At 65.6% G+C, this 25,610-nt stretch carries 25 protein-coding genes and 1 pseudogene; 4 read left to right on the top strand and 22 right to left on the bottom strand.

What is annotated here, in order from left to right:
* Window positions 1–63 precede the first annotated feature (63 nt).
* The 4 genes from ACQP1G_RS16410 to ACQP1G_RS16425 all read right to left on the bottom strand — a co-directional run bounded on the left by ACQP1G_RS16410 (window position 64) and on the right by ACQP1G_RS16425 (window position 4,865).
* Entirely contained in the window at window positions 64–1,290 is a 1,227-nt protein-coding gene (locus tag ACQP1G_RS16410; RefSeq protein WP_433204675.1) for an IS110 family transposase, read from the bottom strand.
* A 468-nt stretch (window positions 1,291–1,758) separates the two neighbouring features.
* Window positions 1,759–3,297: a hypothetical protein gene (locus ACQP1G_RS16415; RefSeq protein ID WP_433204678.1), complete on the bottom strand. Its 1,539-nt coding sequence runs from the start codon at window positions 3,295–3,297 to the stop codon at window positions 1,759–1,761.
* Window positions 3,298–3,666: 369 nt separating this feature from the next.
* Window positions 3,667–4,218, bottom strand: coding sequence for a hypothetical protein (locus ACQP1G_RS16420; RefSeq protein WP_433204681.1), 552 nt, complete (start codon window positions 4,216–4,218; stop codon window positions 3,667–3,669).
* 107 nt (window positions 4,219–4,325) lie between these two features.
* A complete protein-coding gene (locus tag ACQP1G_RS16425) occupies window positions 4,326–4,865 on the bottom strand; it encodes a single-stranded DNA-binding protein (protein ID WP_433204684.1) in 540 nt (179 codons plus the stop codon).
* Between the two features lie 237 nt (window positions 4,866–5,102).
* Here ACQP1G_RS16425 and ACQP1G_RS16430 point away from each other — a divergent pair, with 237 nt between their 5' ends.
* Window positions 5,103–5,285, top strand: a complete 183-nt coding sequence (locus ACQP1G_RS16430) for a hypothetical protein (RefSeq protein WP_433204687.1) — start codon at window positions 5,103–5,105, stop codon at window positions 5,283–5,285.
* Between the two features lie 166 nt (window positions 5,286–5,451).
* On the opposite strand, the gene ACQP1G_RS16435 is transcribed toward ACQP1G_RS16430, so the two are convergent.
* Window positions 5,452–5,679, bottom strand: a complete 228-nt coding sequence (locus ACQP1G_RS16435) for a hypothetical protein (protein WP_433204690.1) — start codon at window positions 5,677–5,679, stop codon at window positions 5,452–5,454.
* 53 nt (window positions 5,680–5,732) lie between these two features.
* Here ACQP1G_RS16435 and ACQP1G_RS16440 point away from each other — a divergent pair, with 53 nt between their 5' ends.
* Window positions 5,733–6,245, top strand: coding sequence for a hypothetical protein (locus ACQP1G_RS16440; protein ID WP_433204693.1), 513 nt, complete (start codon window positions 5,733–5,735; stop codon window positions 6,243–6,245).
* 130 nt (window positions 6,246–6,375) lie between these two features.
* Here ACQP1G_RS16440 and ACQP1G_RS16445 read toward each other — a convergent pair whose 3' ends face one another.
* From ACQP1G_RS16445 to ACQP1G_RS16460, 4 genes and pseudogenes are all read right to left on the bottom strand, one after another.
* Entirely contained in the window at window positions 6,376–7,563 is a 1,188-nt protein-coding gene (locus ACQP1G_RS16445; protein WP_433204696.1) for a DUF4192 domain-containing protein, read from the bottom strand.
* Window positions 7,564–7,681: 118 nt separating this feature from the next.
* The gene (locus ACQP1G_RS16450) at window positions 7,682–8,104 is read right to left on the bottom strand and encodes a DUF3085 domain-containing protein (protein ID WP_433204699.1); all 423 of its coding nucleotides are present in this window, start codon (window positions 8,102–8,104) and stop codon (window positions 7,682–7,684) included.
* Window positions 8,105–8,276: 172 nt separating this feature from the next.
* Window positions 8,277–8,642 carry a hypothetical protein gene (locus ACQP1G_RS16455; protein ID WP_433209590.1) on the bottom strand — a complete coding sequence of 122 codons (366 nt, stop codon included), beginning with the start codon at window positions 8,640–8,642 and terminating at the stop codon, window positions 8,277–8,279.
* Window positions 8,643–9,005: 363 nt separating this feature from the next.
* Window positions 9,006–9,152 (bottom strand): annotated as a pseudogene (locus tag ACQP1G_RS16460) (bifunctional DNA primase/polymerase); the annotation flags it as partial.
* Window positions 9,153–9,222: 70 nt separating this feature from the next.
* Here ACQP1G_RS16460 and ACQP1G_RS16465 point away from each other — a divergent pair.
* Window positions 9,223–9,732 (top strand): hypothetical protein, encoded by a 510-nt coding sequence (locus ACQP1G_RS16465; RefSeq protein WP_433204702.1) that lies wholly within the window; start codon window positions 9,223–9,225, stop codon window positions 9,730–9,732.
* Window positions 9,733–10,039: 307 nt separating this feature from the next.
* Here the strand turns inward: ACQP1G_RS16465 and ACQP1G_RS16470 are convergent, their stop codons facing one another.
* The 10 genes from ACQP1G_RS16470 to ACQP1G_RS16515 form a co-directional block, all read right to left on the bottom strand.
* The gene (locus ACQP1G_RS16470; RefSeq protein ID WP_433204705.1) at window positions 10,040–10,897 is read right to left on the bottom strand and encodes a hypothetical protein; all 858 of its coding nucleotides are present in this window, start codon (window positions 10,895–10,897) and stop codon (window positions 10,040–10,042) included.
* 430 nt (window positions 10,898–11,327) lie between these two features.
* A complete protein-coding gene (locus ACQP1G_RS16475; protein WP_433204708.1) occupies window positions 11,328–11,990 on the bottom strand; it encodes a hypothetical protein in 663 nt (220 codons plus the stop codon).
* 380 nt (window positions 11,991–12,370) lie between these two features.
* Window positions 12,371–13,324 carry a TniQ family protein gene (locus tag ACQP1G_RS16480; protein WP_433192143.1) on the bottom strand — a complete coding sequence of 318 codons (954 nt, stop codon included), beginning with the start codon at window positions 13,322–13,324 and terminating at the stop codon, window positions 12,371–12,373.
* Window positions 13,324–14,367 (bottom strand): TniB family NTP-binding protein, encoded by a 1,044-nt coding sequence (locus tag ACQP1G_RS16485; RefSeq protein WP_433192144.1) that lies wholly within the window; start codon window positions 14,365–14,367, stop codon window positions 13,324–13,326. Before ACQP1G_RS16485 ends, ACQP1G_RS16480 begins: the two co-directional genes overlap by 1 nt.
* The gene (locus ACQP1G_RS16490) at window positions 14,358–16,430 is read right to left on the bottom strand and encodes a Mu transposase C-terminal domain-containing protein (protein WP_433192145.1); all 2,073 of its coding nucleotides are present in this window, start codon (window positions 16,428–16,430) and stop codon (window positions 14,358–14,360) included. The genes ACQP1G_RS16485 and ACQP1G_RS16490 overlap by 10 nt, the downstream gene beginning before the upstream one ends.
* Entirely contained in the window at window positions 16,427–17,197 is a 771-nt protein-coding gene (locus tag ACQP1G_RS16495; protein ID WP_433208557.1) for a TnsA-like heteromeric transposase endonuclease subunit, read from the bottom strand. The genes ACQP1G_RS16490 and ACQP1G_RS16495 overlap by 4 nt, the downstream gene beginning before the upstream one ends.
* A gap of 317 nt (window positions 17,198–17,514) precedes the next feature.
* Complete coding sequence (locus ACQP1G_RS16500) at window positions 17,515–18,387, bottom strand: bifunctional DNA primase/polymerase (protein WP_433204711.1); 873 nt, start codon at window positions 18,385–18,387, stop codon at window positions 17,515–17,517.
* A gap of 115 nt (window positions 18,388–18,502) precedes the next feature.
* Window positions 18,503–20,314, bottom strand: a complete 1,812-nt coding sequence (locus ACQP1G_RS16505) for a ParB/RepB/Spo0J family partition protein (protein WP_433204714.1) — start codon at window positions 20,312–20,314, stop codon at window positions 18,503–18,505.
* 140 nt (window positions 20,315–20,454) lie between these two features.
* Entirely contained in the window at window positions 20,455–20,670 is a 216-nt protein-coding gene (locus ACQP1G_RS16510) for a hypothetical protein (protein ID WP_433204717.1), read from the bottom strand.
* 113 nt (window positions 20,671–20,783) lie between these two features.
* Window positions 20,784–22,022, bottom strand: a complete 1,239-nt coding sequence (locus ACQP1G_RS16515) for a hypothetical protein (RefSeq protein ID WP_433204719.1) — start codon at window positions 22,020–22,022, stop codon at window positions 20,784–20,786.
* A gap of 511 nt (window positions 22,023–22,533) precedes the next feature.
* Here ACQP1G_RS16515 and ACQP1G_RS16520 point away from each other — a divergent pair.
* Window positions 22,534–22,959 (top strand): hypothetical protein, encoded by a 426-nt coding sequence (locus tag ACQP1G_RS16520; RefSeq protein WP_433204722.1) that lies wholly within the window; start codon window positions 22,534–22,536, stop codon window positions 22,957–22,959.
* 17 nt (window positions 22,960–22,976) lie between these two features.
* On the opposite strand, the gene ACQP1G_RS16525 is transcribed toward ACQP1G_RS16520, so the two are convergent.
* The 3 genes from ACQP1G_RS16525 to ACQP1G_RS16535 form a co-directional block, all read right to left on the bottom strand.
* Window positions 22,977–23,591 (bottom strand): cutinase family protein, encoded by a 615-nt coding sequence (locus tag ACQP1G_RS16525; RefSeq protein WP_433204725.1) that lies wholly within the window; start codon window positions 23,589–23,591, stop codon window positions 22,977–22,979.
* Between the two features lie 569 nt (window positions 23,592–24,160).
* Window positions 24,161–24,934 carry a hypothetical protein gene (locus ACQP1G_RS16530; protein WP_433204728.1) on the bottom strand — a complete coding sequence of 258 codons (774 nt, stop codon included), beginning with the start codon at window positions 24,932–24,934 and terminating at the stop codon, window positions 24,161–24,163.
* Between the two features lie 83 nt (window positions 24,935–25,017).
* Window positions 25,018–25,452, bottom strand: a complete 435-nt coding sequence (locus tag ACQP1G_RS16535; RefSeq protein ID WP_433204731.1) for a hypothetical protein — start codon at window positions 25,450–25,452, stop codon at window positions 25,018–25,020.
* Window positions 25,453–25,610 lie beyond the last annotated feature (158 nt).

Below are 25,610 nucleotides of genomic sequence, written 5' to 3' on the forward strand. Positions count from 1 at the left end.
ACCAGAGCCGCGTCGGGGGTGTAGCCGTGCAAGAGGAACTGAGACATCCCAGCTTTTAGATTGTCAAGCCGCGACCGACTCGTGGTGTTCATGTGCCGCCCAGGCGGTGGTTTCGTCGTAGAGCGTCCTGGATTTCAGGCAGCCGTGGAGGATGCCGACGAGTCGGTTGGCGACATGTCGTAGCGCGGCATTGTGGTTGGGGCCCCGGCCGCGTTGCTTGTCGTAGTAGGCGCGGGCGCCGGGAGATGCTTTCAGCGCGCAGAACGCCTGCGTGAGTAGCGCGTCGACGAGACGGTCCTGGTGCACGAACCGGGCCACCACGACCTTCGACTTCCCCGACGCACGGGTGATCGGAGAGGTCGCAGCATAGTTCTTGCGGGCTTTCGCGCTCGCATAGCGGGTGTGGTCGTCTCCGAACTCGGCGAGCACCCGGGCCCCGAGGATCTGTCCGAGTCCCGGCTGGGACCCGATGATCTCAGCGTCCGGGTGCCGGCCAAAATGGGCCTCGACCTCGCCATGCAGGGCCTTCACCTGCGTATCGAGGGTGACCAGCACCGCGATCGTGGCCCGGGTCCCGGCCGCGTAGGCGGCGGCGATCAGCGGGACGCGGCCCAGCTGCTCACCACGCAGGACCGCCTGGATCCCCGCGGCTTTCTCATCGAGGTCACCGCGGCGACCGGCACGTTTGAGCGCGGCTTTGATCTGGTTGAGCGATAACCGGGCCGCGGTCTGCGGGTCCGGTGCCTTGCCGAGCAGTTCCAGGGCCTCGGGGGCATCGAGATCGGGGAACGCCTCGATCGCGGCCGGGAAGTACTCCCGCAGAGCGTGTTTGAGCCGCTGGGTGTGGCGGGTGCGTTCCCAGATCATCGTCTTGTGGATCCGGGCGAGGACTTTCACCGCTTGCGCGGCGGGGCTGTCGCCAGCGACGGACCGGAGCTGGTGGGCATCGGTTCGGACCATGTCGGCCAGCGAATGTGCGTCACCGGCATCGGATTTCGCGCCCGATACGCTGCGGCGTTCCCGGAACCGCGCAGCTTGCAGCGGGTTCACCGCGTAGACGGTGTAACCGGCCGCGATCAACGCCGCAACCCACGGGCCACGATCGGTTTCGATACCGATCCTGACCTCGGCATCCTCGTCGTCGCCGAGGTGTTCGCCGATCATCGCATGCAGGCGGATGATCCCGGCGATCCCTTCGGGCAGGCGGGCTTTGGCCACCCGTGTCCCGGACTCGTCCATCAGTACGACATCGTGATGATCCGATGCCCAGTCGTCTCCGACCAGCAGCACCACAAGCTCCCCGTTCGTTCGTTGTCGGACAACCAGTTCCGGCAGCGCACGGGAGAACGTCGGCGACCTAATGAATCAGTGCTCACACCGCAGCGGGCGGGCACGACATCCCATCAGCGATCCTCTCCTCCCGGCGAACCGGCGGGGGCACGATCTCAGTCCAGGACTCGAGGTCCGGGCTCTCTGTGTGCTCACCCGTCGGTCGCTACCGTTAGCGAGCCTGCCCGATCCGTCGACCGGGCGGGTCCGCTACAACTCATTAGGCTCCTGGTTGAGGAACACCTGGACGGTGACGGCACGGTGGTGCGGTGCGAACACGCGGCGCAACGCTAGGGTGAGACGGCGTAGGCGGGGCAGGGGTCGGTGCACTACGAGAGCTCCTTGAGATTGGGGTGGTGGACCGGTCCGCCGTGGGGGCGAGGCAGCCACGGCGGACCGGCGATCATGGGATTGCAGCGATGGGCCGGGTCAGGCCGCTTGCGAGTGACGAGGCCGGGCGGGCACGAGACCGAGGTCGATCCGGCAGGTGAGGCAGTAGTTGTCGATATGGATGACGGTGTAGTGGGTGCAGCCGTCGCAGCGGCCGTGGCGCTGACCGGCTCCCAACGTCGCCTTGGCTTTCCGCGCCGCCGCGCGGGGAGGCTGCGGTACTTCAGCGGCTGCGAGCTGGAGCGGCTTGGCCGGGTTCGGGGTCAGCTCGGGATGGGTGGCGAGGAATTTGGTGATGTGGCGGCAGATCGGGTGCGGCGCCGCCCGGTGCCACACCTCTACGATCAGGGCGTGCGCCGCGACGGGGTAGGTGGCGGTGAGGAATTCACAGCGGGAGAACACGAACTTCTCGGCAGTGAACCGGTCGGGCAGCGGCGCGATCCCGGGGCGGCCTTCGGCGCGGCAGGAATCGCAGAGCCCGTCATCGGAGACCAGCTGTCCGTGGCGGATGTGGATGGGTCGCTGGTCGGTCATGGCGCGTTCGATGAAGCAGGACACGCACCGCCATCCCATCGCCGGGACCATCGCCGCGTCGTCGTAGTCCAGGCCGTTGCCCTGGCGCGGGATCTCCGGGCGGGCGTCGTCACGCACCCGCAACCCGGTGCGGGCGCCGGCGAAGGCTTTGGCCTCGTCCTCGGTGATCGGGCCCCGCCGCCGCGGCGCACCGGCCTGGCCGCTTCGCCGCGAACGTCGTGCGCGTGGGGCAGTTTCGTCGCGGCTGTCGAAGTAGGCGCTGGTGTGTTCGTACGACGTCTGCTCGGTGTGCTCGCCCTCGCGCTCGGTGTTCCGGGCGGCGCGGTGCTCGTCGTCATACTGGTTGGCGACGTAGTTGACATAGATGCGGTCCCACGAGTGGGTGGCTTCGTCGTGGTCGCGAGTGAGGCTGGTGCGCGCAAGCTTGCGTGCCGGTTTGTCGGTCGCTTTGGGTCGGTACGGCGGCTCCGGCTGGACGTCGGGGTCGGCGATGGTGGTGCCGTCGGTGAACATGCTGCTGGTCGCGTACTCGGTGACCATCGTCGCGGTCGCGATCGCGTAGGGCAGCAGGTGGCTACGGTGATCGCCGGGCAGGCTCGGCGTCGGGACTTGGCGGGCCTGCGTGCGCGCGGCGACTTTGTCGCGCGCGTTGCGGGCGGCGTCGGTCGCTCGTGATGGGACGCGGTGGGTGATCAGCGGTCGGGGCCGGTTGCGCACCGGCATGGGCGGGAGTTCGGCGGCGGCGTAGGAGACCTCGACGATCTCGGGCATCTCCCGGATGTATAGGCCGGGGTCGGTGTCGGGAGCGCAGGCGTTGATCAGCTCGCGGCGCTCGGGGTCGGCCCCCTTCCACATCGCATCGAGCCGCTTGTGCGCGGTCGCGAACGGGTAGCGGGTGAAGGTGTCGGCGAGCTCGTCGAGGAAGGCACGCTCGGCCGCGGTGGCGAGGGAGAGCACGGTTGGGAACTGCTCGCGCGCGGCGCGGGGGTTGTCGAGGTGCAGGTGGTGCAGGTGGAGCAGAGTATCGTGGAACGCACTGGGCATGGCGAATGTCCTGTCTCGCGCGGAAAACCGGAACCCACCCCGCAAGATCGCGTGCGCTTTTCACCACACGAGGGGTGGGCGGCTGGTCGGGTGACCCGCCTGAAGGGCGATCGACCGGGGTGGTGGGCGACGCGCGGGGAGGGAACGCGCCGACCTCGGGTGGGCGCGAATTCCCCGCGTGCACAACCCGACTCGCGGATACGGTGATGACGTCGCGCCGGGGGAATTCGTGCACGCACGGGCGCGGGCCCGGACAGCGCGGCGCACGCCGCCCTGGTAGCCCTTCGGTCAGGCGGGGCGCTCGACCAGACGAACACCCCGGACACCCCGCCTGCCCCCTACTCCTGTGTTTCCTTCGCGAGAGATGGGTCAGGCCACCAACACCGGACGGTCAGCGAAGTAGGCGTCGGCGTCGGCCTCGCGGCGGCGGCGACGTTCGGCGCTGCGTTCGTCGCGGGCACGGTGGTGCAGCACCACGGCCCCGACGGGTTGGGGTGTGTGGTGGGCACGGCGACGCGACACCGCGTCTGGTGTAGTGCGCATGTCGTCGGTGGCCGCGGTCGGGATCGCGTGCAGACGTGGCTGTCCGGCCAGTTCACGAACAGTGGTCCGCACCCACGCGCGGAGTTCGTCTTCTACTGGGACCTCGACGGCGTCGGCGAGGGCGTAGAGGCTCGTGTATGAATCGGTGTCCTCGTCGCCGGTGTCGCCGGTGTGCAGGCAGCTCGCGATCGAGACCACTTGTGCCAACACCGATTGCGGGCTGAGCCTCAGGAACGCCCAGTCGGCGGGGGACAGGGTTCGCAACACCCCTGCGATGGCAGCGCGGGCTCGACTGGGTTGGGTGTCGATCAACTCGTCGCGGGCGGCGAGGTCGGTCACGGACGGGGGCAACGCGATCGCAGCGGGGGATGAAGTCACAACGGCTCCTGATACTGTGAGGTGCAATGGACGAGGTCGGGTCGAGGGCACAGCAGTGCCCGGCGAAAATCCGCGCCGGGCACCGCTGTTGGCGACGACGCGTGGTGTCAGAACGGCGGTTCCGCGCTGGCGGATCCACCGCCGAAGGAGCCCGCGCTGTTGACCGCCCACGGGTCGTCGGTCCCGCTGGTGGCTGCTGCCGCGCCGACGAGTTCTCCCGACCGGTCATCGGCACTCGGGCGAGGCGTCGAGCGCCCGAAACCGTTGTCGCCGTTGGTAGCTCGTTTGACGCGGGTGACCTTCGCCGTGGCATACCGCAGCGAGGGGCCGACCTCGTCGACTTCGAGTTCGGTGCTGGTGCGGTTCTGACCGTCGGGGGTCTGCCAGCGGCGCTGCTTCAGTCGGCCAATCACAATTACGCGCGAGCCCCTGGTCAAGCTCTCCGCCGCGTTCTCCGCGGCTTCGCGCCAGATGTTGCAGCGCAGGAACAATGCCTCGCCGTCTTTGAATTCGTTGGTGGCGCGGTCGAAGTAGCGGGGTGTGGAGGCGACGGTGAAATCGGCGACCGCAACACCTGCAGGTGTGAACCTCAGCTCTGGTGATGCGGTCAGGTTTCCTTTTACGGTGATAACGGTGTCTTCGGACATGGTTGTGCTCCTTCACTATTGGCGGGGATGTGGTGCGGCCACGGCACGGTGCGGTGGTCAGCGATGTGTGCCGGTCGCGGTGTCGACGGCAGCGATCACCTGGGTGACGGTGGTGACCGCGGCACGGTTGTCGCTGATGGGTCGGTGACAGGCCGCTGAGGCCGCCGCGCGGAGGGTCCGGGCACGGCGAGGATCGGCCTCTGCAATTGGCAGGCCCACCCCGCGCCGTGTTGACCGATGCTGCCCGGCGGGCAGGTCAACGATCAGCGCCGCTCGCGGATCGCCAAGGAGGCGTTGTCGGTGAGCGCGAAGGCATTGAAGGCCGTCGCGGACCGAGACATCGGCGAGACCCGGCCAGACGCACCGCAACGCAGAACGCGCCCCTCTGGACGCGACGGGGCGGGGCAGCGGTGGAAGTAAAAAGGCACCGGCAGTGGGGAGGTGGATGCTCCTGGAGGGGGTGGGAGGCATCCACTCTCGCGCCACGGCGACAACATCGAATGTTGACGCGGGCAGCATCGGCATCGATCAGCGGTGACGAATGCTCTGGTGCGTAACCCCCGACGACCCCGACCCCGCAAACAGGCTAACCGTGCCGCCGAATCCCTGGCGGAGAATCGTCGCGGCTGGGGCCACGGTGGTCGAGTGGTTCGGCGGACAGGGCGATATTGGTGGTGCGGTCGGGGATGCCGGGGGAGTGGATGCGGACGTCGATCCCGGCGGTGACCGCGCCCGGGGAGGCGGGGATCGCCTGCCAGGGATGGTGGCGGTCTTCGTCGAGCTCGGGAAGGTTGGCCTCGATCCACGCCACCAAGCCCCCAGCGTCGCCGATCACGTGCTGGGCCGATCGGCGGTGGTGAGGTGATCGTGGCAGGCGCGGATGATGCGGGCGGCTCCTTCGAGCATGAGTGCTTACTCCTTGGGCTGGTCGTGGGGTGTGATGGACTCGATGAACCGCAGCGGCAACAACACCCCGGAGCCGGAGCCGGAGCCGGAGCCGTGGCCGATGACGGTGTGTTGACGGTGCACGCCATGGACACCGACACGGTCGTGGCGATGCCCGCCGACGGTGGTGATCGTGGCTGTGGCGGCGGCGCGACGCAGCCGGTGCAGTTCGACGGCGAACAACGCGATCACCGCATCGGCGTCGATATCGGCAAGCTGCGCGGTATCGGTGAGGACGCGCAACCGCTGGTGCAGCAGATCCGGATGCGGGCGTGCTCGTCGGGGCGGGGCCGGTCACCGAACCAGTCATCGATGCGCGCTTGGAGGTGGCGCAGGAACACCACCGCTGTCGCGTCGATGCTGGGCGGGACTGTGCCTTTCCCGCTCACCGCAAAACCCGCCGCGCACGCCACCACGACGCCAGCGGGCATGTGAGCCGCCGATGGCGTCGGGGCGCGAGGGGAGCGGCGAGGCCGTCGGCTTCGGCAGACCCAGATCGGCGTATAACGTCAACCGATTCCGAGGTAGTCGATCGCACCCAACACCAGCCGCAGCAGGTGGGTGTTCATCGGATGGCCGGGCCGAGGTCGATGCCGAGGTCGGCGGCGATGCCGAGTCCGCAGTGGGCGAGGCGGCGCAGCGTGTCCGGGCGCATCCCGGTGCGCAGCGATATTTCCAGCAGTCTCGCCATGGAATGTGTGGGGTCGGCGTCCAAGGCAGCGTGCAGGGCTATCCCTGCCAGGGGTCCGTCGCCGCGGATGTAGGCGCTGTAGCCGAGAAGTGTTGCGGCGTCGGCACGATCGCTGCCCGACAATGCTCGCGCCAGGACGATCCACAGATTTTCCGCGACGGCGGCGTGGTCACCGACTGCTAGGGCGAACAACGCATCGCGCACCGTCCGATCACGCAGTGCCGCAGCCAGTTCCGCACAATCTGCGGCCGTGAGCGCCGCGCCGGAGTCGATGTTCGCGATCTGGGACAGCACCACTTCGAGTGCGCGCCGCCGGCATCGGTCGGGGTCACCGTGGCGGGCCGCTGCCGTGTGGCGTTGCTGTGCGAGGGTGAGGGCATCGTCGAGGTGGGCGGCGACCTGCTGGGCGAGTTCGGTGTCGGGGAGGAGCAGATCGGTCAGCTCCGAGCGGGTGCGGCGGATCGGGCGACCGGCGAGCACATGCGCCACCGTCACCATCGACGTCGCCGGATCCGGCAGCGCCCCACGGTGATTCGCATCCAGCAGACTCCACCACCGCTGGCCCGCCTCGATCGCGCCCACCTCCCAAGCGCCGGCGAGGAACACCTCCTGCTGCGCGAGCGGCCGCGCGAACGCGGCGATGAGCCTGCCCCACGGCCCGATACCCGCGCTGTGTCCGCGCGTACGGCGGGGTTCGCGCACGCGATCATCGACGATCACCGCGAGCACCTCCGTCGCCGACTCGGCGGCGAAGATCTGCGCCACGCACTGTGCGTACGCTGCGGCCAGACCATGCCGCGGGCGGAAGGCAGGGGGCAGATCGAAGCGCGCCACCGCATCGATGATCGGAGCGTGCTCGCGATCGGGGGAACTGGACAGCACAGCTACGACCAGCGACCGCTGCGGCACGAACCCGACCATCGCGGGGACAGCGGCAATCAATTCCCCGGGCTCATCGACATGCAACGCCCCCACGGGTGCGCGGTCCTGGCTGTGCTGATCCGCAGCTGAGGTGGTCGCGTCGCTGGCTGGGCTCGGCGCGTCGTCGGTGTTGTCGGACATAGGTTTTCATCTCCTTCTTTCCGGATGTAGGTGGTCGGTGCGCGTCGCCGCGGCGTTGTCGGTGTCGAACGCGGCGGTTCCGTGGCAGCTACTGCGGCGGTCACAGCGGGTGGCGGGGCTATGCGGTAGGTCGGGTCGGGCTGAATGTCATCTCGAACGTGCCGGTCGAGACGGTGAAGACCAGCCAGGCGTCGAGAGCGGCGTAGCTGCGGATCAGATCGATGAGGGCACCGGCGTCGGTGGCTTGGGTGAGGTCGATGTACTCGACGAAGTCGTCGCCGAGCGGTTCGCCGTAGCACCAGTGGGTGCCGGATTCGTGGCCGTGGGCGTAGACGATGCGGGCCGTGTTCTCCGGGCTGCCGGGCTGGCGGGGGATGCCGTTGCTCATCAGGTAGATGCCGTCGTCCTTCACCCAGATCAGCGACGGCACCGCCGGACGGGGATCGTCGTAGGGCGAGCGGGAGTGCTCAGTGGCCGCCATCGCGTGCTCGGCCAGGTCGATCACCTTCGACAGGGGAAAACAGAGTCGGACCACCGACATGGGAGGGCTATCCTTTCTGTCGGGGGAGCGCGGGCGGGCGCCGTCCGCGCTTCCGTAATGCGTGGTGTTGCGGTCCGCCGACAGGCAGATCGACGACGGCGGCGAGGAAATCGGTGTGCGGCGCGCCGCATGCGCCTGCCAGAGCGCGGCCGAGTTCGGGGGGTTCGGATGGTTACGCGGGCTGCTGCAGGACCGCGGACATCTTGGTGAACCAGGCGGCCCGGCGCCGCGCCCGCGCGGGCAGCATCCGGAGCAGACGGCGCGCGAGCGATCGCGGCCGCGGGAGTGTGCTGATCTGGTGTGGTGTGATCGGGTCGTCGTCGAGGTCGACGCAGTAGGTGTGGCCGTCGGGTTCAGTGACGTCGAAGACGGTGGTCGTGGACTCGGGTGCGCGGTAGAGATCGAACGCCGCGAAAGCGACCGAGACGGGATCCTCGGCGCTCACGTCGATCTCCCAGCGCACGCAGTACTCGGGCACGATGGGCTCCTGATCCGATGACCGGGATTCAGTGGCGCAGCAGCCACTGGTGAAGGTCATGTATTTGGACCGTGCGCTATTCCCCGTGGCTGCGCCGGTGAACTCCGGCATCTGCCATCGGCGTGGTCGTACGTCGGCGACCGAACGTGGAGAATCGACCCGACATGGACCTGTGCGACCTCGGACAGGACCGCATACGCGTGGTCGTAGTCGACAAGCCCCGCACCGACGAGGTGGCCGAGAACTGTTGGCGGCCAACAGAACCTCGCCGTGCCGGGTGTCAGTGTGTGCGCCGGAGATCCGAGCGTCCTGATTCGATATCGCCGCCTCGACATAGGCGTCGGGGTGGCGGACCGGGACGCGCGTGTGCGCGACCCGGTCCGCCGGCGGCGGCGCCAGCATCCGAGTGAGCCACTGGGGCAGCGGGACCGGCGTATGGTCATCGATCACGCGGTAGCTACCGTGCGGGAGTTGCGAGGTCGCGGCGACGACATATCCTCCAGCACCGCGGCTGTCGATGCGCCAGCCCAGCCGTCCGATGGTTTTGCGCAGTGGTGGTTTCCGAACCACGGTTGCGTTTTAGCGGCAACGGGTACCAGGCTGGTAATTCTGGAGACAGTCTGCGGATCCGAGGTGGCCAATGATGGCAGCGATGGTGGCCGCAGTAGCCGGAACGCTGGGCATCATCCTTGGGCGGTTCTGGGACGTGCGCTCCGAGACCACACGATGGAGACGAGACCAGATGACCGCGAGCTATCAATCTCTCGCAGAGGCGTTTCGGCGGACGGCCGAGGCAATTCGCACGGTGGCTCTGGCAGATCCTGCTGACCCGGCGTTCACAGAACTTGTCGGACGCGTCCGGAACGACAGCAGCTGGGATGACGCCCATGTCGCAGTGTTGTTACATGGGTCACCGGAGGTTGTTCAGGCCGCGGTGGCGATGGACCTTGCGGTTACGGAGTTGTTCTGCCACGCACAGGATTGCCTTCATCGCGTTGAGGATTGGTACCGGATAAGGGCTCCTGAAGTGCTCGCACTTGAGAGATTCATCGATGCTGCACGTAGCGAGCTCGATCTGAAACCCGTACCAGTGAAGTTTCTCGCGCCTGCTCGCCAGGTTCCCGCACCAGACCCTGATCAGTTGCCGTGACTCCGTGGTTCGTGGGGGGCTCTGCCGCCTTCGAATAAGTCGTGGGCGAGGAGTTCGTCCATTGCAGCGAGGGCGTCAACGGCGCACGGCCTGATCGGTACATCCCGGCGGTTTCAGCAGCTCCGTGCCATAGGTTGGCGATTCGTTACTGCGACAGCGAGTGTCGCTCGCGATAGTGACCTGGTAGCGTCGGTAGGTAGAGCAGGAAGATCTGGGTTCGAATCCCAGCTCGGTACATACCGATGTAGCTTCAAATGGCAGAGCGCCTGCGTTTCTTAGAAGGGCCAGCCGTAAGGCTGGCCCTTCGTTATGTGATGGGAGCGCGCCGCGCGGCCGCCACGGCTTCGAGTTCAGCGTCGGAAACAGCGGTCGCTGAATAGTAGAACTGGCGGTGGCCGAGGATACCTCTTCGTCGCTGAGATGGGTTGAGCAGCTTGCCGGTTGACTGTTCGAGAAAGTCGTCGACGATGATCTCGGCCCATTGAGTGGTAGACAATGTCGTTGCCAGCATTTGGTTCGCCTCACGGGCGAGCACCTTGGTCGTGGCAAGTGCCATGACCAGTTCCCCGAGAGTCAGGGTCACCGTGTCGCCGCTCGAAATCCCTCTTGGCGACCGGCCAGCATGCTTTTTCCAGTTGCTTTCGGCGCCCTGGATCAAGTCGGCGATGACATCCACGAGGCGGTGGTCTACCAGCCCGCCGCGGTGGATGACCGCGTTGCGCATCTCTCGGAGAACGTGGTACTGAGTGATTGATCCAGGGTTGAATGTGCCGCCGGCGTGACCGGCGAGCGTGGCGTGCATAACCCAGGCCTTCGGAGTTTTTGGGACCCCAGCAAGCTTCAGGCAGTCGAGGATGAACGCTTCATGGATGGCGAGTGTGTATGGGACTGCCATCGCGCCAAGCAGTTCCTCAGGTTGCGCCAGGATTCTCTGGGAATCGTCGGGCTTGAGTTTCAAACGTTCGACGTGCTGAATCGCGGGAAATATCTCAGAGATCAACTTCGACGAGCCCCGGCTCAGGCCCAGGAACTGGGCCGATATCTTGGCTCCGACAAGTAGCGCCATCATGCCATCGTTGGCCTGTTGTCTCGCTCTTTCGTGGTGGCGGTATGCCGGGAAGTGAACCAATGGGTCTCGTGGCATCCCGCAATCGTAGATCGTCATCACGAACCACCAAGACCTCACAGCGGTTCCGATCGGCCTCGGATCGGTTCGAGGGCAACATGGTTGAGGCGGTTGCTGCCCGATCGGGGCTGGCGGCCATCCGATAAAGCAAGATCGGCGGCATCGGTAGTGACAGTGGCATGTTGAAACATGCGGAGAGCCAGCTTTCAACCGTGGTGGATAGGTTGCGTGTTCGAGATCAATATCTCCGTTGATTGGAGACGGATGACTGTGAGCGACAAAATGATTCGGGATTTCCGATTCCGGGCGGTCGCTATGCAGGCGGAGCATCCACCAGCCGAATCCTCCTGCCATGCCAGGCGGTTACTCGGTCGGCTTCGGGTTGAGCGAAACCATCGTCGCCGCGTTGGATCTACTGCCCACTTAAGTGCGTGGATAGGTCATATGCTGGGCCGACCCCATAACAGCTTCAGCGTATCGAGGTGTAACCATGCCGGAAGATGGGCAATCCCAGGACGTTGCGGTTCCAGTCGCCGAAGCGATTGCATTCGTGGGTGTTGCGAGCGTCAAAGCCCGCGAGTCCTTGACCGCACAGCATCTTTGGGCCGGTCTCCACTTTGCTCGACTGTGCGAGGACCGCGAAGCCGAGATCACACAGGCGACCCTCGACAGGGCAGATTTTCCGCATCGCTCGTATGCGATGGCGGGCGTGAAATTTGCGACTTCGTTCCTCGAATCTCTCGTGAACGACCTGTTCAGCGATACCGCAGACCCGTACATGTCTGCGAATAGTGCGCGCATGAAAGTATTCACGCCTCAGGTCATCGCGGATCTGGCAACCGTGTGGAATGAGACCGAGGTTCTGACCGGATGCCTGGCTATGGCGTAACCCGAACGCGTACACCGTTTTCAGCACCGCGGCATCGCGCGCCGCGCTCAGTGTGCCCTTGCGTCCCGAATTCCTGATCCGGGCCGGCCGAGCGTCGGAAGCGTCGAACAACGTCTGCACCTCGTCGTTGGTCAGCGGCCGACGACGAGGGTCGGCCTCGAACTCGAGCTTGTGCGCAATCGAGTTGCCCTCATGGAAGATCAGCTGCGGAACTTCACCGAAACGCTCCTCGCGCAACGACATCCAGTCATACGCGGATCCAGAAGATATTCGACCGACAGGGTTGTGATAGTCACTTCGTAGTTACGTGCCGTCGAGGACCGAATTCCCTGGTCGCCTCCCCGTAGATGATCGATGAACGCTTCGCCATCGCCTGGAGTCCACTGCCACGCATACAAGCCCGTGTAGCGGCTGAACCGGCGTACGAGCGCCAACCTCGGGCTGATCGTCGCGGTGCGCAGGTATCGCGCCGATTGCTGACGCGCCACCCCTCCAACATCGCTTCGAACGCCGCCGGAGCGGGATCCAGATGAACAACTGTCCTGTCCGATTGGAGATGAGGCACTGTGTTGTCTCTGCCTGCGGTGCCTCAACTTCGTGGGACGGTCGTCGAGGTGCTGGTCTCATTGATCATGAGGCAGATCGTCAGATTGTCGGTCGGGGTGAGAGTTCTTTGATAGCAGTTGGTCCACCGAGCGCTGATGGTCCGGATCGACCAGGGTGTGGCGTTTTCGCAGCCAGGGATAGAGCCCGTCGTAGCCTTCGGTGGAGTGCTGGTAGTTGATGCCGAGTGTGTGGTTGACCGCGCGGGCGAACTCGTGGATGGCGGTCGAAGCGAGTCCGGGGCGGGGGTAGCGCCAGCGGAAGTCCGCGAGAACATGGGCCAGATCAACGGTTTCGGGGTAGGTGACGACAGCGGTGAGTGGGTCACCGTTGTGGAGTTTGCCTGTGAGCGGGAGTTTGGTTCGGAAGGCGCGGATCAGGGGGTTGCGCCGGTCGAGGTGGCGTCCGTGACGCGCCCAGGTGCCGGTGATTCTGGTGGCCTCGGTGAAGGCGAGAGCGGCGATGGTGGGTCCGACGTGGTGTGCGAGGCGCTGGTGGCGGCGTTGTGCGCGAAGGATATCGGTAAGGCCGTCGACGTTGTATTGCTGATCGAGGTAGGAACGACCACGTGATCCCAGCCAGATGCGGTGTTTAGGACAGAGCACGGTGTCGACCGGCTTCCAGGTGACGGCGAAGACGAACGTGCTGCGGCGCCGAGCGCAGCGCAGGCAGACTCGGCGGCGAACGTGTGCGGGCAGCGGTGGAGTGGTGCCGGGTTCGACGCCGGGGCGCAGTTCCGGTAGGGCGTGGATGAGGTCCTGTGGTGCTCGCCCTGTGGCTGCGGCGAGGCTGGCCAGCGGGACTGCGGCTGGCCGGTTGGGGGTGCCGATCAGGTGTATGCGCAGGTCGTCGGGGTGGATCAGGTTCGCGGTCGCGAGCCGGTAGAGGTATGACCCGATGGTCTCGCCGTGGAATGGTGCGACGGGGAACGGGAGTCGATGTGGCGGTCCTGGCCGGAAGCCGAACGGCGGCATCAGGCTGCGCCGTGGCGGGCGGATTCGGCGGCGTGGTCGAGGGGGATGGAGTCGAGCAGTTTGCGGGTGATGGCCTCGTCGCCTTCCAGGATCGCCAGTTGGGCGGCGGCGCGGATCAAGTGCGACAGGCTGCCGATCATGCCGCCGGTGCGCTGGTGCAGGTAGCGGGCGTGCCGGGGCAAGGTGCCCGGCTGGTGACGGTGCAGGCGTAATGCGTTGTCGAGGGTGGCAATCAGTCCCTTCCATTCGGCGTCGCAGGGGAACGGGCCGGTGTTGATCAGCACGCATCGTCCGGCGATCTGTTTGCCTCGAACTCCGGTGAACAGCCTGCGCTCGATGTCGATGCCGGAGTAAACGAAGGTGGCCGGCAGGTGCTCGGTGAAATATTTCAAGTGGTCGGACATGTCCTCCCCGGCCGCGGTGGCCAGGTTCAGGTTGTGTAGTTCGTCGACCAGTACCAGGTCCACCCTGGCTTGGAGCATGAGCTGGCAGACCACGTCGGCGATATCGGTGGTGTTGTAGCCGCGTTTGACCGGCGGCAGACCGAGAAACCGAGCGAACTCCATGGCCAGCTTTCGTGGCGACCCTTTCGGTGGGGTGGTGACGTAGACCACCGGGATCCGGTCGGCCAGCCTGCTCGGATAGCGTTGGCGCACCATCAGTTCGTGGGTGCGGCCGAGCTGTTTGAGCGCGGTGGTCTTGCCTGTGGTTTGCTGACCGGACACGATCAGCCCGCGGCGGGCGCTGATCTCGCGCCGATTCAACAAAGTCAGCAACCGGCCCTGGCGGGCGACCTCGCGGACGGTGGAGGTCGCGACGATGATCATCTCGGAGTGATAGTCGATGCGGGCCTCGTCGTAGGCGTCCCGGTTCGAATCCGACAGAGCCGCCCACCTTTTGTCCGGGAGCAGGTCGAACGAGGCGTCGGGTGAGTCGACGAACTTGCGCCATCCGGCCAGCGTCATCGTCGGCTCGCGCAGATCGGCCTCCAGTGTAGTTCCGAATTCGTCTGCGGGCTCGGCGCTGTGGCCGGCTACCACCATTTCTTGGCCTCCTCGCGGGCGTCGAAGACGCCCAACGGGATCACCTCGGCCAACGAGTCGTCGTCCTCGGTGTCTTCATCTTCATCCCAGGTCGGTGCGGGTTGCCGTGGCGGAACTGGCCGCTCGGCGGCCGAGACCGCTCTGGTCCGCCCTGCCACCCGCTGGTCCTTGGTCGTCGATTTGCCGCGCTTGGTCGCTGTGTCGGGGCCTTGTTCGGCGGTGTCGAGCAATTGTGCTGCTGCTGCGGCGATCTCGGCTTCGGTGGCCGGGTCGGTGCCGCGGCGGGCCAGCATCTGCCGGGCGTGGTCCCATGCTTGTTCACCGAAAGGCGTCGGATCAGCCCGCAGATGTGTCCACGGGGCTTGGATCCAGCCGCCGTCGCGGTGGTTGCGGACCCAGATGCGGGTGACGTCGTAGGGGTCGTAGTGGACCTCCCACAACCCTTTTCGCGCGTTCACCCCGGAATGCTGACGGCGGTAGGGAGTGAGTTCGGCGCAGTCGTAGGTGCGGTGAGCGATCTTCACCCCGTAGGCGTTGATCGCCCGCCAACGGACCGGCAGCAACTCGATGTAGTCATCAGCGCCGAGCGGGACCGGAACGTATCCCGCGGTTTCCACCAGGGCGGCATACATTTCGTTCGGCGACAACGCTTTTGCGGGAATCAACGGGTGCCGTAGCCCATCGTGGGGCCGATTCGCCCAGGTCGTCACCAACCACTCGTCCAGTAATTCCTGCAACTCGAGCATCGACCAGACCGCGCCGGTTTCCGCGCCTCGTCCGCGTCGTTCGACGCTCGAGCCGACATAGCCTGCGACGTATTGGGCGAACAGAGTGCCGACCGCGGAGAAACTGGTCTCGACCGTGCCCTTCTCCCAGGGAGAACCCTCGTGGGAGGGCTGCAGGGTGATGCCGATGGCGCGGCAGGCATTGCGGAACGCCGCGGACATGTAGGCCATGCCGTGGTCGCAGACAATGGTTTCGGGCACGATCACCGGACGCGCAGCGGCATGCTCGAGCCGGGCATCGATCGCGGTGAGCCTCCGGTGCGGCAGCACCGACCGCGACATCCGCAGCGCGTCACGCCAGCCCGGCCGCATCGGTTCCGGCGTCATCGCTCGCGCCAGCAGCAGCGCCGCGTCCACCGCCTTCGTCGTCGGGCGCAGCACCGCCGCCGGGATCGTGCGCGTGGCCAAGTCGATGATCCAGGTCAGCTCGACCCGATCCACCACCCCGTTGTCCAGCACCACGCGGACGTCCAAAGGCGTGGAATCGATCTGGGTCCATTCACCCGGCCGCAGCGCCGTCACCGTGCCGAACGGCCCGTCCGGGCGCTGCGCCAGCGACCGGCGTGTGCGCGCCGACCCGAACGTGTGCTTGCCCGCCGCGATCTGCGAGACCAGCCGATAAAAGGTCGCCCGCGCCGGCATCACCACCGCCGGATCAATGTCCTCGGCGATCAGCAGCTGCTCGACGCGGCGCCGCAGGCGGCCGACGGTGCCCGTCGACTGGTTCGCCTGCTCGGCCACCGCCTTCCCGATCGCGGCCAGCACTCGCTCATCGGTCCGGGCGCCTTGCCGCCGGGTGCTGCGATGGTCGATCAAACCCCACACACCCTGTTTCTCGTAAGCAAGCCGCATCCGCTGGAACGTGCTCAACGGCACCGTATCTCCCGCGCGGGACAACTCGTCCACCTTCGCCAGTTCGCGCTGCCGCAGACTGCGCGTGCGCGGGTCGTATTCCGGTTTGGGTCGCGCCGTGCGCCCGGTCTCCGGCGGAACTCCGGTGATCACCTCGACGATGTGGTGTTCCCACCACCGGGCCTGCTCAGCTATGCCCGCTGGAACACTGTCGACCAGCCCCTGCGGTGGCAACGCAGCCGGTGCCCGTGTGACCATGCGAAATCCGCTCGCGGACAACAGATCACTCAGCGCGAGGTCACGCGATTCCCCGGTCACATCGACCAGGACGACCCGGCCCCCGGACAACGCGGCGACCGTCAAGGAGGCGCCATCGAGACTGATCTGCTCACCCACCTGCAGCCCCAGCGGGCGCGACACCGTCATCGGCCCTCCCCGGAAAGGCTCACCATCGAGTGCCCGGTCAACGGCGCCGATTCCAGGTCCGCGGACAACGTTCCCGACCACAGCAGATGAAACACTGACGGCAACACCGTCAGCCGGTCACCCACCATCTCCGCACCTTCCAGCAGCGGTCTCGGCCCGGAAAACACCTCCACCAGCCGCATCCGGTGCTCGGCACGCAGGCACCGAGCATGCCGGTATCCGGCCAGCCAGCGAACATTCGCGACAAGCACCGCCTCCGGGGTGCCGACCCTGCGGTAACCCCAGCCCACCGACTCACACGCCGCAGCAGTCGCCGCGAACGCCTCCGCATCCGAGTCCTCGATCCGATCGTCGGCCCGCACATCGATGACCACACCCCGGCCGTCGGCCAGCCGGACGAAGAAGTCCGGAGCATGCCGCCGCCGCATCTCACCTGTCGGCCACGACAACCAAAATGGTTGCGCTGCAATCGCTGTCACCTGCGGCGAGAAGTCGAGCAACATGAGGTGATCACGCTCAAGCCACGACTCGAACCCGATGTGCCCACCCATGCACGCTGCGAAGTAGAGACCCGGAAAGTTCTTCTGTCCCTTGAAACTTGGAAACTGCCGCACCGGCGGAACATCCTCGAACCGAGTCCCCCAGCACGTCGTCAGCACAGCATGCCGCTCGACCGGGCCCGTGACGTCGATCTCCAAGTACCGCAACGTGAATACGCCCGTTCCGCAGACAGCAGCAGTGGCAGTAGCCACACCACCAGTCGCCATCACACCCCGGACCTCGCCGCCGCACGAACGGGCCCACCGTAACCATCCGTCTCACGTAGATGAGGCGGATTCGCCAAATACCTCAGATCAACGAGACTGCCTCAGTCTCAACGGGACAGGACAACAACGTTGTCCGCCAACACCAAACGTGCCGAACCTGGGGCCTCGGAGGTCAAGCGCACTGTTGTATCAGATGCAACTTTGATGCATCACCGAATCTGGCCAGGGCGAACAGAATTCCGGTCCCGCGGCCGTCCGGCATCGGGCATGCAACAAGCAGGGCATACGGTAGTTTCCGAAAGTTCCGCTATGTTGCATCAGATGTCATTCCTCCTAATTCGTCGTGGGCGTGCGCGGCTGTAGCGGAATCCGTTGCTGACGGTGCGGTGCGCCTCGTCGGCGGTGAATCCCTCGACGCCGATGTGGGCCGCGGCGGCGTTGGTGAGGACGGTGCGGGCGTCGTGTTCGCTGACTTCGTCGGCGGCCACGAGCCGCCCGAGGACCAACGCCGAGCGGAACAGGGTGTGGTTGCGCAGGTGCACCCGCGCACGGGCGACCTGCTCGGCTTCGGCGGCAAGGATCGCCGCCAGATACGAATCCGGATGCACTGCCATCGACCTGCTCGAGCCACCGGTCGGTGCCGGAGTCGGCGGAGGCGGGATGATCTGTTGAACCAGCATGGCGGGAAGTTCGGCGACCGGCCGGGACTCGGTCACGGTGTAATCCCCTTGGGGCGTACGGGATCCGGGGGCGACGATGTAGCCGCCGTGCCCGCGGGAATCGATGCCGTCGCCGATGCGTGCGACCGTGCAGGTGAGACGCGGTAGCTCGGGTGCGCGGTAGTACAGGTGCCAGCCGTGCGGGGTCACGACGGTCAGTGTTGGTGGCGCGGGCTGGGACAGGTGGGTGGCGAGGCGGGCCAGGGCCTCGGTCAGATCGGCAGCGGGTGGAGTCATGTGGCGCGGATCGAGATCGATGACGTGCAGCCCGGCAGGACCGGTCGCGATCGCCACGTTGTAGCGCGGGTTGTCGCTCCACCAGCGGTGGATACGCTGCAGGTCGGTGTTGGCGAGTTCGGGCCAGCGTTTGAACACCGGCGGCTTCTTCGCTCCTGGGCGTAGCGGGAACACCGGCCAGCCGCGGGCGGCGGTAGCCAAGGCCACCGCCCGCAGGTCCACGACAGCGGTCACGGGATGGACACCTCCTTACATGTTCGAAGAAGGAAGGGCGACTCCGGGGGTGCCGGGTACGCGGGCCGTAATGAACGAGCCGCGCACCGGCATGCCGGGTGGTCGAACAGGTCGGTCAGGCGGCTTCGGCCTGCTCCTGCTCGTCGGGTTCGGTTGTGGCGCTCGGGGTATCGATGTCGATGTCGTCGGAGGAGACCTCGCCGAGGGCGGCCAGTTCGACGGGCACGAGCGGGTGACCGAGCTCGCGCAGGAACGCCAGGTAGCGGCGCACGCCGCGGTCGGCGTAGCGCCACAAATCCTTCTCGGCGCGGTTCTCGTAGGCACCGAGGACGAGCGCGAGCACGATCACCTGGGCGCGGGCCGGTTTCGCCGTCTCAAGGGTGGCGAGCAGCTCGTCACGACCGCGGAAACCCTTGATGCCCAACAGTTCCAGGGCCCTGCTGAAAGCGTGGTATTCGCTGAGCAGCCCGCTGTCGGAGACCAGCGCTTGGGCCAGGAACACCGGAGCCTGCCCCGGTGGCTTCTGGCGCGTCAACAGCCGGGTCACGAACTCGGTGCGGGTGGTCTTGGCCGCCAACCCCTGCTTGTTGAGCTCGCGGACCCGCCGCCGCGCCAACCGCTCCTGCTCCCGCGCCTCTGCCTTCGCCCGCGCGGCGGCCTCCACGGCGGCGGCGCGACGCGCGGCAGCGACCTCGTCGCCCGCGCCCTGTCCGCTCTGCCCGCCCTGGGCGTCCTGGTCGACGTCGCCGGTGTCGGTGCAGTCGGCACCGGTATCGGTATCGGTGTGCTGCTCGCGCTCACAGAGACCGGCCGCATCGAACAGGTCCCGAGGCAGGAAGTATTCGGCGCGAATCTGTTCGCGCTGTTCGACCTCGCGGGCGTGGCGCAGCCCCTCGGCGGGTTCGGTGTCGGGGTTCTCGCGGGTGTCCCAGTCGACGGTGTCGGGGTCGACGAGAGCGCCGGTGTCGACCTCGACCCACACCATGTCCTCGCTGATCTCCAACCACACCAGCCAGAAACCGGGATCGGCGTTGCTATGGCTGATATCGACCGCGGCGCCGTCGGCGTCGACCAACTCGCCCGCCAACACCAGCGGCCCGTCGCCGGTGAATTGCCCGTCGACGGGGTAGTCGGCGAGGATCCCGACCCCGGCCTCGGCGTACGGCAACGCTGCAGCCAGGTAGGCGCGCGCTTCGGCGCGGTCCTGCGCAATCCGGTTGGCCTCGTAGGAGAACCAGCTGCGGTTGGCGCGCAGGAGTCGTTCGACAGCGTCGGTGTCGCCGAGGTTGTCGTATTCGGCGATGAGAGCGGCCTGCTCGAGGTCGTACTGGCCCTCGTCGATCAATGCGCGTGCGGTGGCGGAGGTGCCGATCGTGCCCGCGCGTTTGATGTCGTCGCGTTTGGTTTGCAACGCCTTCGCGACCCGGGTGACCGAGGCTCCCAGGTCGAGCATCTGCGCGACGCCCGCGGCGCGGTCGCCATCTGTGAGCGGGATCCGGCGGTCGTTGACTGTGATCTGTTCGATGATGCGGTCGATCTCGGCTTCGGTGGCATCGACGCAGGGATCGAAGTTGGTGATCCACACCGGCACCTCGGTCTGGGCGAATGCGAGCGCGGTGAGGGTGCGGACCTGCCCGTCGCGCACGACGTGGCGTCCGTCGGGCATCCGGATCACCTTGATCGGGTTCTTCACACCGTGCTCGCGGATGGACTCGGTGACATCGGGGTGGTCTTCGAGCCGGAAGTTCTTACGCACGTTCTGGGCGATATCGAGCTCCGCGGGATCCATCGTCGGTCCCCGATCCGGCGACGGCGCGGGCACCGCGCCCTCGGTGTCGGAGCTGGCGTCGGGTGCCGCCTCGTCGATGGTGATGGTTGTGTCGGAATCGATGATGTCGGGGGTGGGTGTGTCGGTGTCGTGCGACATCGAATACGGCTCCTATCGTGAAACAGGTAGGGCACCGGCAAGCTTTGGACTGGTCGGTGCCCTACCTGAGGGCGGATACGAAAGGTGTGAACTGGTGGCGCGCCGCCCGAGGGGCGGCGGCGCGTGGATCGGTCGCGGGGCTAGTTCTTGGTGCGGGCTGTGACGTTGATCGGGCGCAGGAACCGTGCGCCGTGCTGGTCGGGGTCGCTGTAGCCCCAGTGCTTGGCTTTCCAGTCCGGGTGCTGCTCGCGCCAGCGGGTGACGGTGTTCTCACCTAGAGCGGTGACGGTCCCGGCGGCACCGAAATGTTCGGCGCTGTCGAACTCCGCGCGGGTGAGGGTCAAGGTGTCGGGCATACGGAACAACCTCCTCGAATAGCGGGGCCGCCAAGGGCCCAAGGGATGGATGAGGGAGAACAGGCGACTACGTCCGGCCGACCGGGGCGTGCTGGGCCTGTCGCGCTGGTGGCTCAAACGAAGGACATCGCTTGGAGGGCGAGGTCGTCGAGGGTGTCGGCGCGGTCGGCGTCGGGGATTGTTTGGCTGTAGCTGGTGACGGCGTTGGCGATGCCGGCGGCGGTGAGCTGACCGCCGGCGATGAAGTGGCTGAGGATCCCGGTGCGTTCGTCCTCGGTGAACCCCAACTTCTTGGACACGACTTCGATGGTGCGTTCGGGGTGGACGACCGGAGTGGCGGCGTGACGTTCCAACTCGGTGATGCGGGCGGCCAGGAACTCGGGGGACAGCCATTCGGCGACCTTGTCGCGGGTTTCGGCGGCGATCACGGCCAGGCGTTTGCGGTAGGTGTCCTGCGACCAGCTGCGGACACCACCTATGTTGAGGCGGTCCCCGATATGGCGTTTGGTGTAGGCGAACAACGGCAGCGTCAATCCATTGCGGCAGATTTTGACAACCAGCTCGGGTTTCAACGTGACTGCGTGATGGCCGATCTCGGAGTTGGAGAACCGGAACCCGGCGAACACCACCGGCTCCGCGTCGTGTGCGTAGCCTTGGCCTTCGCGGGCAGCGATCGGGCGCCACCGCTCCAACTGCCCTGCGGCGCGGCGGCGTTCGGCCTCGAACTCGGGGTTGGCGAACGGGGTCCGATAGCTCGCCAGGAACCCCGGTGCCAGCGCCCGCACCTTCGGCGAGTACACCTTGCAATGCATGGAGGACTCGGTCAGATCACACGAGCGCACCGACACATCGGCATCGGCCTGGCGGATGCCGTCCAGCACAGCGGTGAGGACGTCGAGGTTGTCGATGATGCCGTAGCGATCCGACAACACTGCTCGCAGAATCCCGGGCTCGTCCGGGACACCGGAAGTGAACAGGCGCAGCAGAAACGACCGGTCATCACCACCGCCGGGCGGGCGCGGGTCCTCGGAGCCATGCAGCAGGCCGTTGACGTTGGCGTCATAGAGATCGGTCCGCGATTCCTCCCGCAACCATTTGAGATAGCCGACGGGGATCTTCAGCTTCGACCCGAGGTGGGAGTCGGCGGGGGCGGTGGGCCGGTAGAGGCCGTCGACGAGGGTGAAACCCCGCTCATCCAGGACCGGTTCGACCCCAGACAACTGCAGCAGACCATCACTGGCACGCAACGCTGACGCGGGGGCGACGACATCGACCTTCGCGGCCTGCTGAGCATTCAGCAACCCGACCAGGTCCCCCAGCTCAGCGTTACGGACACAGGTAGCGATCGACATGAGTGAAAACTCCTCTCGGACAGACAGATACGGACCTCAGAGCAGGCAGTGCAGGCGTTGACCGCCGAACGGGTTCAGTGCTGTTGGCGCAGTGCGCCACCAGCGCCCATGACGCGTCGACCTCGGCGCGGGTCGCGGAGTGGAAAGGCGAGTTGTTCGAGGGTTGAATGGCCTCCAGGGCGCGGGCGGCGTTCTGGAGGCGCTGCTCGGCCAGCCAGTGCGATACCGCGTGGCGCGGTAATCGGTGAGGAATTCACCGGTGATGCAAAGCAAATCTGCTGCCCTGTTGCTAATTCCGGGGTCGATGTGCATACGCGGCGGGTCGATTTTCTGTGGAAGCCCCCTCGACAGATCTTTTGCCGTTACGCCGAATCGTGATAGTTTTTCTCTATGGTCAACTAGACTAAAATCTCGCTACCCATCAAGGGAGATTCCGTTGTCCAGGGCTGTGAAGGTTGCCGCCGCACGGGTTTGCGGGGGAATTCTCGGGACGGTTGCATGCCTGTTCGGAGTGGTCACCGCGCACGCCGATGATGCGCCCGGCCCGCTACTGATCGGTGACACAGAGTATTTCGCTTTGGGCGATTGGAACTGCTCGATCAGTGCGAATGGCGTGGTGGGATGCGACCTCGCAGTCCCGGCTTCGTCGATGGATGTGCTGTATGCCGGAATGCAGGTGTCGTTGCCGAATGTGCCTGCCATCATCATCGATTCGGCTACGTGGCCCGCGCATCCCCAGTGGAACGCCAACGGCAGTCACACGCTGCCGGGCGGAAATCCATCATTGCCGCGCCTCACACGTGTGAACTACCACGATCCACAGTATTCGGTCACATATGCCGGAGCGACCTGCCAAATCACCTTTCAAGGTGCGGCAGTGTGTACCTCGATGGGGCACGGGTTCAGCCAATGGGGACCAGTGCCGCATGGCTACTGATCCCCAAGAATCACTGGCTACCGGTACCAGACACCGGAATCCCAGTCACCGTAGTCCCAGACGTTGAAATCGTAGCGAGAATGTGCACCCCCGAAGAGGTAACCCCACCAACCAGCCGAGGTATCGCAGATCTGGTCGTCGTGGTTGCACACGGTCAACACCGGGAAGTCGCCGAACCAATCGTCGACACCGGCCAGTGGGTAACCGACTATCCCGCTCCCGGGTGTCGACGACAATCCGGCCCAACCGGGCCCGGCGGCTCGCTTGGGATCCGACAGGAGAATGGCATTGGCATTGCCGACATCCTGGTGGGCGGTGACCCAGGCGTGGACGATACCCGCGCCCTCGCTGTGCCCGATCAACCTGATGTGGTCGCCCGGGCATTGGCTGCGATGCACCCAGAACAGCCGGTCGAGTTCGTTCAACCCCGACATCGGGTCGGCGGAGTTGTAACCGACAGGCTGATCCACAAATGGGATGAACACCGACGAGGTGTTGTCCCCGAGACCGCCGATACCGATGGCCCAGTCGCCAGTACAGTCATCGGCGTGCGCGTGCGGGATTGCCGCGTATGTGATGGAAAGGAGGATGGCCAACAGTAATGCGGCGAAGAGCGCCGTTGCTCTGCGCATGGTAGTACTTTCTTCGTTTTTCGTGCCTCCGGGTCCGGCCCGGCTTGCATGACTTGTACCCAAAATTGCTGGCGTTCTTGTTTTCTGGCGAAACAGTTACATCCGCCATGGATTCCTTAGCCGTAACGCAATGTCGGAGGCCATCATCCGGAAAAGGACACCGCTTGCCCCGCCTTGGCCTGAGCGAGGTCCTCCTCTGATTTCGCGAAACCCTCTGGCCCGGGGGAGGACTCGCATAACCGGAGATTCGCACACACTCTCGGCTGCGCACCTCGCCTCCGACGCCACTGGCATCGACCAAGATAGACAACCCAGCGCTTGAGGACCACTCGCCAGCTGATCCACGAGTTGAGCAACGGAGTCAGGAAGTGGAAGACCCGCACCGAGCTCGCCAACGCGATTTTTGACTGCATCGAGATCTTGCAACGTCGGTGCTCCTCGGTTGACTCACTCCGGCAGAGTTCGAGAAGACCAACCGGCAATTACGATCGTTTCCTGAATCTCACGACCCGGCGGACAAGGGCCGACAACCGCAGACAGCCCAAAGCGGCAAGAAAGGCGGAACGGTTTCAATACTCCTCCTGCGCCAACGTGTTGAAGATCGATGGCAGCATCGCGAGGAGTGGCCGGAACTGGGTGAAGCCTTCCGGTGTGGGTTCGATCAATGCGGCTGCGTAAGCGATCTTGCAGCCACGGCGTGCCGCATCGGCACTACCGACCTGGAAGAGTCGGTCCACAGCTGCGGGGTTGATGCCTGCCAGACTTGCGTCGAGATACCCGGCGAAGGCCACCAAGGCGTCAACCGGCGCACGGTTGCTCATGGCCCAGTTATAGGCCTCGGCGATCCGAAGGAATCGCTCTTCAACAGCAGTAGGGGCGAGACCGTGCCGGGCTGCAAGCGCGACGCCATGGTCTGTTCCCACCTTCTTCGCTCGGCTCCATGCCTCTGCGTGTGCTGCGGGGACCTCAAGCTTGCCTGTTTGAAGCAGTTCGAGGTAGCGAGCCCACTCCCGGGATCCGGGATTGTCGAAGTCGCTGCCGGTCGGATCGATAGCCAGCGCAATTCCCCGCTCAACGCCTTCGAGGACGCCGGCGTTGACATAGGAGACCCACGTTCCTGGCGACCCAAGGTTGTGGTCCCGGAAAAAGGCGATGACCCCTTCCAGGTTGAGCCATTTGTCGCACGCGCCCAGTCCAGCAGCCGGACCCGCGCGCAGGGCACGAAGAAAATCGATTCGCTCGGACATCGACATGAGGTCGATCTCTTCAGCGGTCGCGTCGAGCCCCGCGGCAGCTGCTTCTGAAGTACGGATTGTCGTCGCATTGCGCAGTGTTGTGGTCATGTCGAATCCTCTTAGAGCATCTTTACTGTCTAATACCGCCGATGCCGATGCCGATGCCGATGCGGGAAGCGAATCGGCTCCCGCTACCGCAACCAACCCTGACGGTTCATTCTCTCGAAGTACTCGTCGTCCGCAGACTGAATCTCCTCCTTCTCAGTTATTGTCGGAGCGCCTGATATGTAGGCTCGTTGTCGTTCTCCGGCTTGCCCTTTCACGACGTCGCGAGCACGGAGATCGACTCCCTGCCAGAGCTTTTCGGCCTTCGCGGTCGCCTCCTCGAGAGCCTTCTCGTGACAGTCGAGCAACACGGTGGGGAGTTGCGCGCTCGACCGCTGCATTGCGCTCGGCGCGATTTCCAGGTCGGTTATGACGCCGCGTATGTCGACTTCGACGGTGACGCCGAAGGCATCGCAACGGCCACGCAAGCCAGCCATAGCGTCCGACACTGACTGGATGCCTCGCCGGATCTCGGCGAGCTCGAACTCTGGCCGCTGCTCCCAATCTCCAATGTTCGTCATAACTGTTGTTCCTCGTCAGACTCGTCAGTCATGTTCGGTTCCGCTTCGATAGCGCTATGCAGTCGACTGGAATATCGGCCAATTGACATAGGATTGGCAAGATCGCAGGGAGCGGGATCGTATCGAAAGGGCAGGTCGGGGAGGGTGAATTCGGCGTC

Source organism: Nocardia sp. CA-107356 (assembly GCF_050946365.1).
Taxonomy (GTDB): Bacteria; Actinomycetota; Actinomycetes; order Mycobacteriales; family Mycobacteriaceae; genus Nocardia.

Excerpts from the sequence above, each read along its gene's own strand:
- ACQP1G_RS16470 (WP_433204705.1), bottom strand. The coding sequence starts at position 10,897 with ATGACGATCTACGATTGCGGGATGCCACGAGACCCATTGGTTCACTTC.
- ACQP1G_RS16430 (WP_433204687.1), top strand. The coding sequence starts at position 5,103 with ATGCTGCCCGGCGGGCAGGTCAACGATCAGCGCCGCTCGCGGATCGCC.
- ACQP1G_RS16455 (WP_433209590.1), bottom strand. The coding sequence starts at position 8,642 with ATGACCTTCACCAGTGGCTGCTGCGCCACTGAATCCCGGTCATCGGAT.
- ACQP1G_RS16530 (WP_433204728.1), bottom strand. The coding sequence starts at position 24,934 with ATGACCACAACACTGCGCAATGCGACGACAATCCGTACTTCAGAAGCA.
- ACQP1G_RS16465 (WP_433204702.1), top strand. The coding sequence starts at position 9,223 with ATGATGGCAGCGATGGTGGCCGCAGTAGCCGGAACGCTGGGCATCATC.
- ACQP1G_RS16485 (WP_433192144.1), bottom strand. The coding sequence starts at position 14,367 with ATGGTGGTAGCCGGCCACAGCGCCGAGCCCGCAGACGAATTCGGAACT.
- ACQP1G_RS16490 (WP_433192145.1), bottom strand. The coding sequence starts at position 16,430 with ATGACGGTGTCGCGCCCGCTGGGGCTGCAGGTGGGTGAGCAGATCAGT.
- ACQP1G_RS16515 (WP_433204719.1), bottom strand. The coding sequence starts at position 22,022 with ATGTCGATCGCTACCTGTGTCCGTAACGCTGAGCTGGGGGACCTGGTC.
- ACQP1G_RS16505 (WP_433204714.1), bottom strand. The coding sequence starts at position 20,314 with ATGTCGCACGACACCGACACACCCACCCCCGACATCATCGATTCCGAC.
- ACQP1G_RS16535 (WP_433204731.1), bottom strand. The coding sequence starts at position 25,452 with ATGACGAACATTGGAGATTGGGAGCAGCGGCCAGAGTTCGAGCTCGCC.
- ACQP1G_RS16475 (WP_433204708.1), bottom strand. The coding sequence starts at position 11,990 with ATGTCGTTGCGCGAGGAGCGTTTCGGTGAAGTTCCGCAGCTGATCTTC.
- ACQP1G_RS16525 (WP_433204725.1), bottom strand. The coding sequence starts at position 23,591 with ATGCGCAGAGCAACGGCGCTCTTCGCCGCATTACTGTTGGCCATCCTC.
- ACQP1G_RS16495 (WP_433208557.1), bottom strand. The coding sequence starts at position 17,197 with ATGGCGACTGGTGGTGTGGCTACTGCCACTGCTGCTGTCTGCGGAACG.
- ACQP1G_RS16510 (WP_433204717.1), bottom strand. The coding sequence starts at position 20,670 with ATGCCCGACACCTTGACCCTCACCCGCGCGGAGTTCGACAGCGCCGAA.
- ACQP1G_RS16480 (WP_433192143.1), bottom strand. The coding sequence starts at position 13,324 with ATGCCGCCGTTCGGCTTCCGGCCAGGACCGCCACATCGACTCCCGTTC.
- ACQP1G_RS16425 (WP_433204684.1), bottom strand. The coding sequence starts at position 4,865 with ATGTCCGAAGACACCGTTATCACCGTAAAAGGAAACCTGACCGCATCA.
- ACQP1G_RS16415 (WP_433204678.1), bottom strand. The coding sequence starts at position 3,297 with ATGCCCAGTGCGTTCCACGATACTCTGCTCCACCTGCACCACCTGCAC.
- ACQP1G_RS16450 (WP_433204699.1), bottom strand. The coding sequence starts at position 8,104 with ATGTCGGTGGTCCGACTCTGTTTTCCCCTGTCGAAGGTGATCGACCTG.
- ACQP1G_RS16445 (WP_433204696.1), bottom strand. The coding sequence starts at position 7,563 with ATGTCCGACAACACCGACGACGCGCCGAGCCCAGCCAGCGACGCGACC.